This is a genomic window from Microcoleus sp. BROC3 (assembly GCF_036702515.1).
Classification (GTDB): domain Bacteria; phylum Cyanobacteriota; class Cyanobacteriia; order Cyanobacteriales; family Microcoleaceae; genus Microcoleus.
Genome location: NZ_JAUBTQ010000006.1, coordinates 115918 through 129844 on the forward strand (window position 1 = coordinate 115918; position 13927 = coordinate 129844).

A 13927-nucleotide genomic window follows, 5' to 3' on the forward strand; every position below is an offset into this window, starting at 1 on the left:
TAAGACTTGAGATTGGAGATTTGGGATAGGGAGTGAATAATTCAAAATCCTGTTAGGGACAAAGGTTTCCTGCCCCTAGTTGAAGCCGTGTCATAAATCCAAAAATTTTAAGTTTCCAGATTCATCCGTGAGGGGATTTAAGGGGATTTGCATGGCAATTTAATTGTTGGGCGGGCGTTCGTGACTACCGCACAAGAGTTTGAATAAACACAAATGTCCAAATTAAGTGAGGGACAACTTAAAATCGTAAATCTCAAATCCCAAATTGATTGACGAACGATCGCGTACAATAAATCTGGGGAAAAAGTAGGCGCAGGCGGTTGCGGATTAGCGAAAGCTTGTCTGAGGAAAGTCCGGACTCCCGAAAAACCAAACTTGCTGGGTAACGCCCAGTGCGAGCGATCGTGAGGATAGTGCCACAGAAAGATACCGCCCCCCGATTTGAGATTTGAGATTTGAGATTTGAGATTGCATCAAAAATCGAGCATCGAAAATCGCAAAGTGTTAGGGGGTAAGGGTGCAAAGGTGCGGTAAGAGCGCACCAGCAGCATCGAGAGGTGCTGGCTCGGTAAACCCCAGTTGGGAGCAAGGTCGGAGGGACTATGGTTGGTTTTTTACCAGTTCCGTTTTTTGGTACCGCTTGAGGCGTCTGGTAACAGGCGTCCCAGATAGATAACTGCCCTCAAAAACTGCTTGCAGTTGAGAGAACAGAACCCGGCTTATGTCCGACTTTTTCCCCCCCTCAATTTAATTAAAATAGGACTTACACAAGGAATCATTTTTTAAACTATCTGTAGTTGTAAGATGCACAGTGCGCACCCTACAGGTACAGTCTGTGCATAAGTCATGTAAAATTCCCGCTTGGGAATAAGGCCGACAAATCTTTTCGACCTGCCTGATTTTAGGTAAGGTTCGCCACAAGCACCCGGACAAATATTTAGTTTTTCAATGATTTTTTTATTAATATGAATTTGATATCAATTTCAAAAAAGAATGCAACTTTTGACAAGCTTCCAACCCGGCGATTCATGAGTTATTCGCAAGTCTAAAATCTAAAATCTAAAATCTAAAATCTAAAATCTAAAATGGTATGATTTATCCGGGTCGCCAAAAGCAACTTGAAACATTAATTCAAAAATTGGGACTGCCAAAGAATGCTGCGATAAAATGGCATCTCCTCGATTTAGCTTTGACTCATGCGAGCGCGTCAGCTAAGGCAAATTACGAGCAACTAGAGTTTGTCGGCGATGCAGTCGTGCGGCTGACGGCTTCGGAATTGTTGTTTGAGATTTATCCCGACTGTACAGTGGGGGAATTTGCTGCTATTCGATCGATCTTGGTGAGCGATCGCATTCTTGCTAAAATCGCTGAAAGTTACGGGTTCGATCGCTATTTAATTGTTTCCAGCAGCGCCGCCTCGGACAAAACAGGCGCTGAACCCCGACTGGCCGATGCTTTGGAAGCGGTACTGGCTGCGCTTTATTTGAGTACGCAGAGCTTAGAATTAATTCGCCCTTGGCTAGATTCTCACTTTCAACGCCTAGCGGCAGAAATCCGCAGCGATCCGGCCCGCCAAAACTACAAAGCTGCTCTCCAAGAATTGACTCAAGGGAAATACAAAACTTTGCCCAAATATAGCGTGCAAGAAACCGGGACAGTCCAGGGCGGGGAAGATCGTTTTACAGCAGAAGTTCTCATTCAGGGAAAGTTGGTAGCAGAGGGAAAAGGTCGATCGATCAAAGCGGCCGAACAAGCAGCGGCTCAGGCAGCTTTCAATAAATTAGTTGACAGTTGACAGTTGACAGTTGACAGTTGACAGTTGACTGGTGTTATAAGTTATTTGTTAGCTGCTACCAATAACCAATAACTACTACCAACTGTCAACTGTCAACAGTGATTTTTTTGAGTTAAAACATAGATAATAATAACAAAATATGCTATAATTGCTGTGCGATTTTTGAAATTATAATTAATGAAAATCGGAATAGCTGTATTGGGTGCCGGCCGCTGGGGAGTTAACCTAATTCGCAACTTTCTCGAACATCCCAACAGCCAAGTTTTAGCGGTCGTAGACCCGAATCGAGATTCATTGGCGGCCGTTCAAAAACAGTTTAATCTCGATGCCTCGGTGATTCTAGCTACCGATTGGTCTCAAGTCCAAGCATTGCCGGGACTGGAAGCTGTGGCGATCGCCACTCCAGCTTCCACACACTACACCCTCGCAGCAGCAGCGCTGCAACAAGGCTACCACGTCTTAGCAGAAAAACCCCTCGCCCTCAACCTGACTGAAGCAATAGAACTCTGTCAATTAGCCGAAAAACAGCAGCGGCAACTCTTCGTTGACCACACTTATCTGTTTCATCCAGCAGTCGATCGAGGCCAAAGAATTATTCAACAGCATCAACTCGGAAAATTGCGCTACGGTTACGCCCAGCGCACCCATTTTGAACCGGTTCGCCATGACGTTGATGCCCTTTGGGACTTGGCTATTCACGATATCGCTATTTTCAATACTTGGTTGGAACAAACGCCAATTGAAGTAAGCGCGATCGGCACTGTATTTCCGAAGGAAGCAGGAAGGAGGAAGAAGGAAGAAAGCCCTTCGGCTTCGCTCAAGGTAAAAAGAGGAGAGAGGGAAGAAGGAATAAATCAAGAAACAGCAACAGAAATAGAAAATCAATTTGCTCCTTCACTGCTGACGGTTAATCCAGCAGAAGGACTAGCAGATTTAGTTTGGGTAACGCTCACCTATCCCGACGGATTTCAAGCATTTATTCACCTGTGCTGGCTAAATCCAGACAAACAACGGCGCTTAACAGTTGTTGGCAGTTTGGGAACCTTGATTTTTGACGAAATGTCGCCAGAAACTCCCCTGATTTTGCAGCGCGGCAATCACAATTGCGGGGGCGAAGAGCATCACTATTTTAAAAGTGCGTTAGCGAAGCCCTCGAAGAGGATCGCACCGCAGAAAACTACTAGCCTCAAAGGTCGCGAAGTGTTGAGTTTAGAAGAAGTAGAACCGCTGCGTCAAGTGTGCGATCGCTTCCTCAACTGCGTGCAAACAAATACCCCCTGCCCTACCTCTTCCGGCTCCGCCTCCGTCGAATTAATCCGCATTCTCAGCGCTTTGAGCAAATCCCTCGAACTCGGCGGACAGCCCCTAATACCATTTTAGATTTTAGATTTTAGATTTTAGATTTTAGATTTGGAAAATCACTCAGAATTTTTATAATTCCCCTTTTCCTTTACTAAGTCCTGGCTCTGAAAATAAAAACTAGACTGCTGATTGACAGGCAAAGAAATCATCACCGTAGTACCTTGATTAACACCAGCGCTGTGCAGGGTAATGCTTCCGATCATAGATTCCATTATCCTTCGGGAGATAGCCAAGCCCAAACCGTTACCGCCAAACCTGCGAGTTGTAGAACCATCAGCCATCACAAAAGGTTGAAACAATTTCTGTTGCTGCTGGGGATCGATACCAATTCCCGTATCTTTAATTGTCACCACCACCCAATCGTTTTGACCGCCCTGGCCGTTCGTACTTTCGGCACTGCCGTTAAAACTACCAGAATTACTCCTCGATTCTAGCCGCACAGATATCTTAATACTGCCCGACTCTGTAAACTTAACAGAATTGCTCAAAACGTTCAAAAACACCTGTTTGAGCTTCTCCGGATCGGCATGAACAATAATCGGAGCGTGAGGTTCTGGCAAACTTAACTTCAAACCTTTTTCTTCAATTTGAGCGGCCTGCAAATCAATCGCGTCTTCCAGTACCTGGGTAATATCAACTACTTCTAAAATCATGGAGAACGTGCCGGCTTCTATTTTAGCAATGTCCAAAATATCATTAATAATATTGAGCAATTGCATTGACGAGTCGTGGGCACGCTGCAAAAACTCCATCTCTTCATCTCGGTCATCGCAGTAGCCGTCTCGAACAATTTGAATAAAACCAATAATCCCGTTGAGCGGCGTTCTCAATTCGTGAGAAATATTGCCCAAAAATTCATTTTTTAACTGATTGGCAACTTGCGCTTCCTTGGTTGCGACTTCCAATTCTCCCGCCCAGGATCTGAGGCGCTGCACCATGCTATTGAGTGCTTCTGATAGTTGATTGAATTCCCGAATTTGGAAGTTTTGGGGCACTGCCTGCGGCGCTTCTGTCTCTACTTTTAGCGCGTAGTCTCTCAGTTTTTCCAAAGGACGCGCCAAGTCGCGAGAAAGATATAAAGTTGCGATGATACTAGCAGCAATCAAACCTACAATTAAATTAAATAAAACTTGCTGAATTTCTTCCAAACCAGACAGAGCGTAATCTAAACGAGAGACAGCTAAAATAATCCACTTGCTGTTCTCCTGTTTAGTTGAAGGACTCGGGATAGCAGCATATCCTGCTAGCAACTCTACACCATTTCTTTCAAAGGAAAATAGGTGGAGAAAAGCTTGTCCGCCGGCGATCGCCCTTCTGACAATACTTTTTAGTCGAGCGGCATCTGCCTCTTGGTCAATATTGCGGCCCACGCGATTGATATTCGGGTGCGCCAAAATCGTCCCATCTTGGTCGATCGCCACCGTATAGCCGGCTAGAGATCCCTTGGGAGCGCTGGTTTGCACTGGCAGGGCTGACTGCAAACTCAAAGCATAACTCAACTGCCTGCTGTTGCCCCGACGAATGTAAACTGGAGCGCTCAACACCAAACTCACTTGGCTGTCGCGGCCTTCTTTACCCGCCTCGGGAAAATCTTCAGCACCCAAAGCCAGCTTTTTGTCGTTTGCTTTCCCCTCTGGCTGCACAGGCCACGACAGACTGATGTAAACGCTCTTGTCGTCCAGCAGCGTTTGCTGTTGCTGCACTTGCGGCCAAAATTTGGCAGGCAGCGACTGAATGGGCTGCTGCCCGCAAGTGCTTGCTATCACTTGATTTGTTTTTAAATTAGTCAATTGCAAGCAATCCACCTGCGCTGGCAACCGCTGCCCTAATTGCGCGATAAACTTTTGATAATCCTTCGGCTCTACAGACTGCAACATCGAGTTTTCCGAAGCGCCGATCAGATTCGACTTCAGCGATTTCGCCCACTGTTCAATAGTTTCTGCTTTTCTGACGGCACTTTCTGTCAAGTTTTGACGAGCAGTTTCCAGAAGCGTCGAGCGTGCCTTGCGATAGGTAACATACTCCCCCACCAGTAGAACAGGTACGCTGAGCAACAAAATCCGCGACAGTAAAATACGGCGAAAGGAGGATTGACCTAACTTAACCATAGGACGTATCTAAATTAAGGTGCAACACCCAACAGCGACCATAGTGCGATAAACCAGACCGACTAGCGAATCTGTCCCGGCTGCTCTGCTGAGAGGACAACACAGCTTTAGAACAACAGTTAAACACAATTATAGAAGCCACTGTAATAATCTCGATTCTAAGTGTCTTGAATTAAAGAGGGCTAGCAATTTGTTTGGCAAATGTCTGTGATTTATGTCACAATTTTATCTCAATTGTCGGCTCAACTTACACCCGATCGCCCCGGGGCAACATCTGTAAGGCTGCAAAAAAGCCTCGGGTTTACAGACGGCAGTTGGTTGAAGGTAAAATCGCAGGGATGCACGCTCACGGCCGAAGGTAAGAGGCAAAAAGTTCTGTATCCGGCTACTGTAAGCAGATCGTCCTTGCTCGATCGGACTTTTTCTTTCCGAATGCCTTCGAGAGATGAGCCCGAGATGGGCGATTCGAGATTTTGCACCCTGTGAAAAATTTCTTTTGACATCCGATTGATTCGCTGAGAATAATTCACCTGTCAAACAAAAAGAATGAGACGATCGAGTCGCCGATCGACTCTCACCACCGTAATATGGCGAACATTGGCCCAAACAGTGTACCCATGCTCCGTAAATTTGCGGTCTCGGCAATAATCTCCAGAGCTTAATCGACGAAAAAAACACTCTAGCAATTATAGATATTATTACACAAACAACCGTCCCAGATATCATCACGCTTATTGGATATCTCCCCTTTTAGAAATGCTAGCGACAATTCAGGAGGCAAGCCAGAGAAAACTCCGAGTTTTGAACCTCGGCTGCGGCAATGGCAGCCGAGGTCACTTCATCGCAGATCACGGCGGCGAAGTTGTCGGCGCTGACACTTCTGCACCCGTAATTGCCATTTCCCGTCAAAAATTCCCCGCGTGTCACTCGATCCAAGGCGATATTTACGTACTTCAGGATACCGATATGCTACACTCATTTGATATTGTCCTAGTCACTGAATTAATCGAACATTTACTTTCTCCTAAATAACTGGTAAAAGCTGCCCCGGAAGCACTCCTATCGGGAGGTTAGCTAATTATTTTACCGTATCACAGCTCTTTAAAAAACCTGGCGCTAGCTGTTGGCAACCATTTGTTTGGTTTTATTAATAAATTTAATATTTGTGTAATTTTTACGATCGAGTTATCTTAATAACTGAAAGATACACCAACATAAAGTTTAAAATTACTGGTCAGTATTCCTATTTTGTTAAATCAATGTTATCCTGTAGTAAGTTCTTTGAAGAACTTAAAAAATTATGACTCGTGAGTTGTAACTTGTCAGCAAACTTAGTTGGCTGAATAGACAACCAGCCCTCATAAAAAGTAAAAAATAAGTTTCACGGAAAAAAAATAAAAATGACTGTTGGCGTTTGGATACTAGGCGATCAACTTTGGCAGAAGCAAGCTGCTCTTAACCTCAGCCTTGACGATCGATCTTCCCTACCGATAATTTTAATTGAATCTTGGCAGCACGTTCAACAGCGCCCCTACCACCGACAAAAATTAGTATTAATTTGGTCGGCAATGCGGCACTTTGCAGAAGAATTGCGGCGCGGCGGCTGTCAAGTCACTTACACAACATCTGGCGATTTTGAAACACCTCTCCAAGCTTGGGTTGAAGCTGAGAATATTACTGAATTACGGGTGATGGTGCCGAACGATCGACCTTTTTTACAGCTCGTTCAAAACTTGCAACTTCCCTGCAAGATAACGCTGGTTCCCAACAATCAATTCCTCTGGACAGAAACAGAGTTCCAAGATTGGGCTTCAAGTCGCAAACGTTTGTTAATGGAAGACTTCTATCGAGCCAGCCGCCAGCGTTTCCAAGTTTTAATGGATGGCAATAAACCTGTTGGAGGCAAGTGGAATTTTGATAAAGAAAATCGCCAGCCGCCAAAAGGCAAACTGAATACACCGAAAGCTATTTGGTTTGAACCGGACGCCGTAACTCAAGAAGTTATCGCACAAGTTAAATCTCTATCTTTCCCAACTTACGGAAATATTGAACCTTTTCGCTGGGCGGTTACGCGAGAGCAAGCACTGCAAGTATTAGATAACTTCATAGAACAGCGTCTACCCGCTTTCGGGCCTTATCAAGACGCGATGGTCGCGGGGGAGGAAACAATGTGGCATTCCCTAATTTCTCCCTATCTCAATATTGGCTTGCTGCATCCTTTAGAAGTTATTCAAGCTGCCGAAACAGCCTACCTAGAAAAAAACTTAAATTTAAACGGCGTCGAAGGTTTTATCCGCCAAATTCTCGGCTGGCGAGAATACATTCGCGGTGTGTATTTTTACGTGGATGCTGATTATTTTCAGAAGAATTGGTTCAACCACACTCAGCCGCTGCCGGAGTTTTTTTGGGACGCTAGCAAAACAGATATGAACTGTTTGCGCCAAGTTTTAACTCAAGTCGAAGGCAGCGCTTGGGCGCACCACATCCAGCGATTGATGATTTTGAGCAATTTTGGTCTAATTGCGGGAATCTCGCCCCAGGAGCTAGAAAAGTGGTTCCACAGCGCGTTTGTTGATGCCTACGACTGGGTAATGCAGACTAATGTGCTGGGCATGGGTTTGTTTGCTGACGGCGGTGTGTTGGCGTCGAAACCCTACGCTGCTTCTGCCAATTACATCAATAAAATGAGCGATTATTGTCAGGGGTGCAAGTTCGATCGCACAGTGCGATCGGGCGAAAATGCCTGTCCGTTCAACTTCTTCTACTGGGACTTCCTCGCGCGCCACCGGGACAAACTTGGATCGATCGGTCGCATGAACTTTATCTTAGCCAACCTCGACAAAATGCCGCCCCAAGAACTCGAAACCATCCGCCAAAAAGCCGCACAGTGGCACTTAGGAAGTCATTAGTCAGCAGTCAGCAGTCAGCAGTCAGCAGTCATTTGCTACCCATGCCCCATGCCCCATGCCCCATGCCCATGCCCGTGCCCTTTGCAATTCTTATTTTTTCCCTGACTTTTACCTAAACATTCCACAGCGTTTCCACAGGCAAGTCTGAGGTTTTCCACAGATTTGAGGAAGTTTTCCACAGAAATCAACGGTACGGTCGGATCTTGCTGCAGAATTGGGGATTTCGTTAACCTGCTGCCAAATCCTTCATAAAAACTCCAAAATATAAAGTTATGTAACAAATAATGAGTTGAAAAGCCCATTATTTCGTAAATCTTTTTTTTACATAAAGGACTTTGTAATATTTCGCAACATTGACAAACCCACCCCTAGATAGCGCACAATGATGCGACCGACATAAAAAAAGCGCTCTGATTTCGGCTGTGCCTGCACCTGTATCCGGCCGAAAGGGGGGTTCTGTTTTCAATTTATTAGCGAGACTAAAAAAAATGATGAACCCAACAGTCAGTATTTTTGCCGAAATTCCCGAAACGCTGCACGATTCTCTCAAAACTTACCTGGAAACCCATCCCGAATGGGATCTAGACCGAGTATTTTGCGCGGCCCTGTCGCTGTTTTTGTTGCAGAATGCCGACAGCGGTACGCCGGAAGCGTCGCGCAGCTACCGCCAAGCTGCTAGAGTTTATCTCGAAACTCTGTTTCAATCTCCTCAAGACCTGCACAGCAACAATGTAACTCCGTCGTCTTAAAGGAGACGGTGAGGGACGCGGGGAGACGGAGAGAGGTGAATCTACAACCTTCGAGAAGAATGCTTGAGAAATACGGAACAGCCTACCAATTCCCGACTCCCCATTCCCAATTCCCGATTCCGAATTCGGTAATCTGAAAGCGGTTTTGCAGTACGTCCAGCAAAGAACGCAAGCCGTGCAAAGCCATGTAACATATTAAGATTGCGATATTTTTCTATGTAATATGGAACTTTTAGATACCTTAATTGTGGGTGCAGGTATTAGCGGTTTGAGTTTGGCGCACGCACTTCACAAGGAAGCAACGAGTGCATCGCCGCTGAAGATTTTAGTCGCTGAGAGTCAGGGACGTGTGGGAGGGAACATCACAACTGTGACAGCGGGGGGGTTTCTCTGGGAGGAGGGCCCGAACAGTTTTTCGCCGACGCCAGAATTGATGAAGTTGGCGGTGGATGTGGGATTGAAGCAGGAGTTGATTTTTGCCGATCGCAAATTGCCTCGTTTTGTTTATTGGGGAAATAAGCTGCAACCGGTGCCGATGACTCCACCGGCGATGATTCAGTCTCAGTTGCTGAGTTTTCCGGGGAAAATGCGGGCGTTGTTCGGGGCTTTGGGGTTTGTCGCGCCGGCAATGGGCCATCGACTTTCGCAGCAGGGTGACGAGGAAACTGTTTCTCAATTTTTCCGCCGTCATCTGGGGACGGAAGTGATGCAGCGGTTGGTGGAACCTTTTGTTTCTGGGGTTTATGCCGGAGATCCGCAACAACTTAGCGCGGCTGCGGCTTTTGGGCGGGTAACGAAGATGGCTGATGTGGGTGGCGGCCTGGTGGCGGGGGCGCTGCTTTCTGCGAGGAAAAGACCGAAGAAAATGCCCGCAGACCCGAATGTTCCTAAAACTAGGCCGGGGGAGTTGGGTTCGTTTAAACAGGGGTTGAAGGCTCTGCCAGAGGCGATCGCTGCTCAATTGGGCGATCGAGTGAAACTCAACTGGCAATTGACTAGCCTCCAGCGCACAGAACGCGAAACTTATATTGCTGAATTTTCCACGTCCGACGGGCCCCAACAAGTTGAGGCGCGCACCGTGGTTTTGACAACGCCGGCTTACGTTACAGCCGATTTGTTGGGGCCTCTGCAACCGGAAGTTAGCAGCGCTTTACAAGCTTTTACTTATCCTACGGTTGCCTCCGTTGTCTTAGCATACCCGCAGTCGGATGTCAAGGGTAAATTAGTAGGTTTTGGAAATTTAATTCCGAGGGGGCAGGGAATTCGCACTCTCGGGACGATTTGGACATCGAGTTTATTTGCCGATCGCGCGCCTGCAGGCTGGCAAACTCTCACCAGTTACATCGGCGGGGCAACAGACTCGGAAATTGGCAATCTCGACTCAGAACAAATCGTTCGGGAGGTGCACCGAGATTTGTCTCGGATTTTGCTGAAACCAGATGTGCCACAGCCAAAAGTTTTAACGGTGAAGCTGTGGAAGCGGGCGATTCCTCAGTACAATCTGGGGCATTTCGATCGCCTGCAACAAATAGATCGGGGCTTAAAATCTTTGCCAGGGGTGTATTTGTGCAGCAACTACACTGGCGGCGTGGCTTTGGGAGATTGCGTGCGCAGGGGTTTTGAGCGTGCGCTAGAAGTGCGCGAGTATTTGCAGAACAAGCAAGGATAGTTTTGATTTGCCGAGGCGGGTTTACAGACACTCGATCTGAATTATTGGGTGGCGAGGGCGGGTTGACAAATATCGAGTATGTAAATCAGAGATATTGGTGAACCCGCGCTTACAGCCTTCTGCCTTCATGTCCGCTGCCGAATACCAAATGTTACTAGGTTGTGGGTTCAAACTTGTAACCCACCCCCCGGACGGTTTGAATCATTGATATTTGAGTGGCATCTGGTTCAATTTTGCGGCGAATTTGACCGATATGGACATCCACCACGCGATCGGCTCCTACATACTCGTAGTCCCACACTTCATGCAGCAATTCCGATCGCCTCCACACGCGACCGGGTTTGCTGGCCAAACAGTACAGCAGGTCGAATTCTAAAGCAGTCAAAGCAACTATCTGACTGCCGATAATTACCTCGCGGCGAACCGGATCTATGAGTAGCTCTCCAAAGGTAAGACTTTGTTGTTCGGCGGGAGTAACTATGCGCTTGCGCTTTAAAATTGCTGCAACGCGAGCTCCAATCTCTACAAGACTAAAAGGTTTAGTAATGTAATCGTCAGCACCTTCGGCAAACCCTTTCATTTTGTCAGCTTCATCCGTTCGGCTGGTCAGCATCAACACAAACACGCCCGTGCGTCTTTGCATTTCTTGACACAGTTTGTAGCCAGTAGTATCGGGTAAATTTACATCTAGAACTACTAAGTCAGGATTGAGTTGCTCAAATAATTCCAGACCAGTCTGACCGTCCTCGCCCGACTCAACTTGATAACCTTGCTGGCTCAAAAAACGCTGAATTAAATTTCGGATTGCCGGGTCGTCATCAACCACAAGGATTTTTACAGGGGCCATGACCACAACTTTGCTTGAAGAATTAGGCAAGAATATTCAGCCATAATAATAGAAAACTGGATACAAATCTCGAAAAAATTGAGCTTTTAATAGTTATAGCCATATTTATAACCTACGCAAGATTTCAGGCAATAAATCTCCAGGAACTTTGGATAAGGCTAAATTTTGGCCAGGCAGCCCACATTCACTATAGAAAGCTCTAATCGTTTTGACAATATAGCTCAATGCTGTTTGCCGGGAATCAGCAGCTTGGGAGTTTGCCGGGGCTTGCAGGTTGAGTTTATCCCCATATGTTAACCCTTTGTCCTTGAGATGTTGTCCCCATTCGGCACACACTTGCAACTGGTGGTGCAGTGCTGCTTCTAGATGGCTTGTCTGTGCGACTTTATTAGCGGCGAAATGTGGGTCGGTGGCTAGTTGATAGTGGGCTAGTCCGAGATTGTTGCGGGCGGCCAAGGCGTCAAAGGTGAGTTGGGTTTGATCGATATCTCCGGCGATATCCAAGGCGGCTTCGTAGGCGGTAATCGCCTGCTGCAAAGATTCCGTCCGGGCCTGTTTCTGCTGGAACTGGTTCGCCAAATGCCAATAAGCGGTACCGAGATTGTTGTAGGTGGCGGCAGCGGCGGCGGGTACTAATTCTCGGGTGCGGTATTTCAATGCTTCGCGGTAAGCCTCAATCGCCGTGACGAAGAGGGGTTCTGAGGGTTCGTGCTGGGCGAGGTTCCAGCAGGCGGTACCGAGGTTGTTTTGCACTCCGGCATAGTTGAGGGGTTCTCGTTCGGGACTGTAGCAGGAGAGGGCTTGGGCGTAAGCTGCGATCGCGCTTTTGAGATATGCGATCGGCTCACCGTCTTGGGCTAAATTCCAGTATGCTGTCGCCAAATTATTCTGAGCCGCAGCGTACTGCTGGGGTTCCACGGCGGGGTCTAGATCCAGCAGCGCTTGTTGGTACGCTGCAACTGCTTGCTGCAAGTTCTCTGTCTTGTCTCGATAGCGGGCTAAATCGGCCGAGGCGATTCCCAAATTTTTGTTTAATCTAACGCGGGTTTGAGGTGCGGTCTCGGCATTTGTTCGGTTCAAACCTTCAAGGTAGAGGGCGATGCTGCGTTCAAGGCAGGATACCGGATCTGAGGCGTTATGCTGCGTGCGATCGCGCGACAGCATCCAGTAGAGAGTACCGAGATCGTTAAGCAGATCGTCCACGGGCGGTAGGTTGTTGGACTCTTGGGCGTACTGAGTTAAATTTTGTGTCAATTCCGAAATCAGCCGCGCGCATTCGTCGGTTGGTGGTTGATTTTGCTGCGAGTTGGCGTCAAGTTCGAGGTACGCGATCGCTTGTTCGATCGCGCCAATGGCGATTGTCAGGTTCTGCAGGGAAGGGTCTCCGCCCAGAATGCGATCGCGGTAGTAATTTCCCAAACTGTGATAAGCCAAAGCCAATGCTTCGGAACAACACTGATGTTCTTGCAGCAGTTCGATGTATTGCAGGGTTTGCAGCGGCAGAAAGTTGTCCTCGGATGCGCCATTATTTTCTGCTTCCAATTCCTCGGAGGAGGCCGCTGCTAGCACCAAATTTGCCAGTTCGACGGATGGGGAATCGGCAATTGGAGATGGGGAACCGGCAATTGGAGATGGGGAACCGGCAATTGGAGATGGGGAATCGGCAATTGGAGATGGGGAATCGGCAATTGGAGATGGGGAATCGGCAATTGGAGATGGGGAATCGGCAATTGGGGATTGTTCAGACAAAGAAGATATTAAAAGTTTGTCGCCGGAGTCTCCCTTGTCCCGCAAGTTTCGCAAGTTTCCAGAGTTCTCCAAGTCCTCAAAGTGCCCGAAGTCTCCCTTAGCTGGAGTTGGTTCGCCTTCAAACTCAAATACTCCGGTTCGCCAGTGCCAAAATTCCGGGGCCGAGTGCTCGATCGAACTCAGCCAGGGTCGCGACACCCACAGCAACACAGTAGACTCCCACATTTGCAGGTGTGCTTCAATGTCCCTCAAATAGCTCAGGAACGACCACTGCACGGCTGCTGAATGCCTGGTCAGGTGTTCTGCCCCGAGAATTTGAAATCCCGGCAAAGGGCTGTAGCTGCCCCTGTTTTGGGGCGGTGGATGTTGGGTCAGCCACGCGGCGATCGAACCCCAAGGATTTGGATCGCTTAAGTCTAGTTCCAAACTGACAAATCGGGGGTAGTCGATCGGGGAGCCTGCGTTCTCTGAGGCTAATTCTGTCTGCAAGCGGGCTGCCAGACAGTCCCGCAAGCACAAGTCGTCGCAGGCGGCAATAAAAATTTGACGGCGTAAATTGAGGTCGATCGCCTGTTTCAAGCGTTGGTAGATCAGCTTGTTCGAGCTAGAAACTTTTTGGGAAGGAATAGACATCACGGTCAGCCGATTTTAGATTTTAGATTGTAGATTTTGGATTGTAGATTTTGGATTTTAGAGTTGAAATCTCGATCGCTCGTAACTCGCAACTCGGCCCGAACGG

Annotated in this window: 10 protein-coding genes and 1 other RNA gene; 8 read left to right on the plus strand and 3 right to left on the minus strand. The window is 47.5% G+C overall.

The window, feature by feature from the left end; all coding sequences use genetic code 11:
- The first annotated feature begins 303 nt into the window (after window positions 1–303).
- The 3 genes from rnpB (at window position 304) to QUB30_RS05720 (ending at window position 3175) form a co-directional block, all read left to right on the plus strand.
- Window positions 304–737: RNase P RNA component class A (gene rnpB / locus QUB30_RS05710), an RNA gene on the plus strand.
- A gap of 353 nt (window positions 738–1090) precedes the next feature.
- On the plus strand, window positions 1091–1795 hold the full coding sequence (gene rnc / locus QUB30_RS05715) for a ribonuclease III (protein ID WP_333330371.1): 705 nt from the start codon (window positions 1091–1093) through the stop codon (window positions 1793–1795).
- A gap of 177 nt (window positions 1796–1972) precedes the next feature.
- Entirely contained in the window at window positions 1973–3175 is a 1203-nt protein-coding gene (locus QUB30_RS05720) for a Gfo/Idh/MocA family oxidoreductase (protein ID WP_333330375.1), read from the plus strand.
- A gap of 38 nt (window positions 3176–3213) precedes the next feature.
- Here QUB30_RS05720 and QUB30_RS05725 read toward each other — a convergent pair whose 3' ends face one another.
- Window positions 3214–5265 (minus strand): ATP-binding protein, encoded by a 2052-nt coding sequence (locus QUB30_RS05725; RefSeq protein ID WP_333330380.1) that lies wholly within the window; start codon window positions 5263–5265, stop codon window positions 3214–3216.
- 201 nt (window positions 5266–5466) lie between these two features.
- On the opposite strand from QUB30_RS05725, the gene QUB30_RS05730 reads away from it, so the two are divergent.
- From QUB30_RS05730 to hemG, 5 genes are all read left to right on the plus strand, one after another.
- Window positions 5467–5751: a hypothetical protein gene (locus tag QUB30_RS05730; protein ID WP_333330383.1), complete on the plus strand. Its 285-nt coding sequence runs from the start codon at window positions 5467–5469 to the stop codon at window positions 5749–5751.
- Between the two features lie 270 nt (window positions 5752–6021).
- On the plus strand, window positions 6022–6297 hold the full coding sequence (locus tag QUB30_RS05735) for a class I SAM-dependent methyltransferase (protein ID WP_333330386.1): 276 nt from the start codon (window positions 6022–6024) through the stop codon (window positions 6295–6297).
- A gap of 368 nt (window positions 6298–6665) precedes the next feature.
- On the plus strand, window positions 6666–8174 hold the full coding sequence (locus QUB30_RS05740) for a cryptochrome/photolyase family protein (RefSeq protein WP_333330389.1): 1509 nt from the start codon (window positions 6666–6668) through the stop codon (window positions 8172–8174).
- A 491-nt stretch (window positions 8175–8665) separates the two neighbouring features.
- Entirely contained in the window at window positions 8666–8923 is a 258-nt protein-coding gene (locus tag QUB30_RS05745) for a DUF2811 domain-containing protein (RefSeq protein ID WP_050813024.1), read from the plus strand.
- A 223-nt stretch (window positions 8924–9146) separates the two neighbouring features.
- Window positions 9147–10592, plus strand: coding sequence for a protoporphyrinogen oxidase (gene hemG, locus QUB30_RS05750; protein ID WP_333330392.1), 1446 nt, complete (start codon window positions 9147–9149; stop codon window positions 10590–10592).
- A 154-nt stretch (window positions 10593–10746) separates the two neighbouring features.
- Here hemG and QUB30_RS05755 read toward each other — a convergent pair whose 3' ends face one another.
- Window positions 10747–11439 (minus strand): response regulator transcription factor, encoded by a 693-nt coding sequence (locus QUB30_RS05755; RefSeq protein ID WP_172187699.1) that lies wholly within the window; start codon window positions 11437–11439, stop codon window positions 10747–10749.
- A gap of 105 nt (window positions 11440–11544) precedes the next feature.
- Window positions 11545–13821, minus strand: coding sequence for a hypothetical protein (locus QUB30_RS05760; RefSeq protein WP_333330396.1), 2277 nt, complete (start codon window positions 13819–13821; stop codon window positions 11545–11547).
- Window positions 13822–13927: the final 106 nt, after the last annotated feature.

Excerpts from the sequence above, each read along its gene's own strand:
- rnc (WP_333330371.1), top strand. The coding sequence starts at position 1,091 with ATGATTTATCCGGGTCGCCAAAAGCAACTTGAAACATTAATTCAAAAA.
- QUB30_RS05720 (WP_333330375.1), top strand. The coding sequence starts at position 1,973 with ATGAAAATCGGAATAGCTGTATTGGGTGCCGGCCGCTGGGGAGTTAAC.
- QUB30_RS05725 (WP_333330380.1), bottom strand. The coding sequence starts at position 5,265 with ATGGTTAAGTTAGGTCAATCCTCCTTTCGCCGTATTTTACTGTCGCGG.
- QUB30_RS05730 (WP_333330383.1), top strand. The coding sequence starts at position 5,467 with ATGTCTGTGATTTATGTCACAATTTTATCTCAATTGTCGGCTCAACTT.
- QUB30_RS05735 (WP_333330386.1), top strand. The coding sequence starts at position 6,022 with ATGCTAGCGACAATTCAGGAGGCAAGCCAGAGAAAACTCCGAGTTTTG.
- QUB30_RS05740 (WP_333330389.1), top strand. The coding sequence starts at position 6,666 with ATGACTGTTGGCGTTTGGATACTAGGCGATCAACTTTGGCAGAAGCAA.
- QUB30_RS05745 (WP_050813024.1), top strand. The coding sequence starts at position 8,666 with ATGAACCCAACAGTCAGTATTTTTGCCGAAATTCCCGAAACGCTGCAC.
- hemG (WP_333330392.1), top strand. The coding sequence starts at position 9,147 with ATGGAACTTTTAGATACCTTAATTGTGGGTGCAGGTATTAGCGGTTTG.
- QUB30_RS05755 (WP_172187699.1), bottom strand. The coding sequence starts at position 11,439 with ATGGCCCCTGTAAAAATCCTTGTGGTTGATGACGACCCGGCAATCCGA.
- QUB30_RS05760 (WP_333330396.1), bottom strand. The coding sequence starts at position 13,821 with ATGTCTATTCCTTCCCAAAAAGTTTCTAGCTCGAACAAGCTGATCTAC.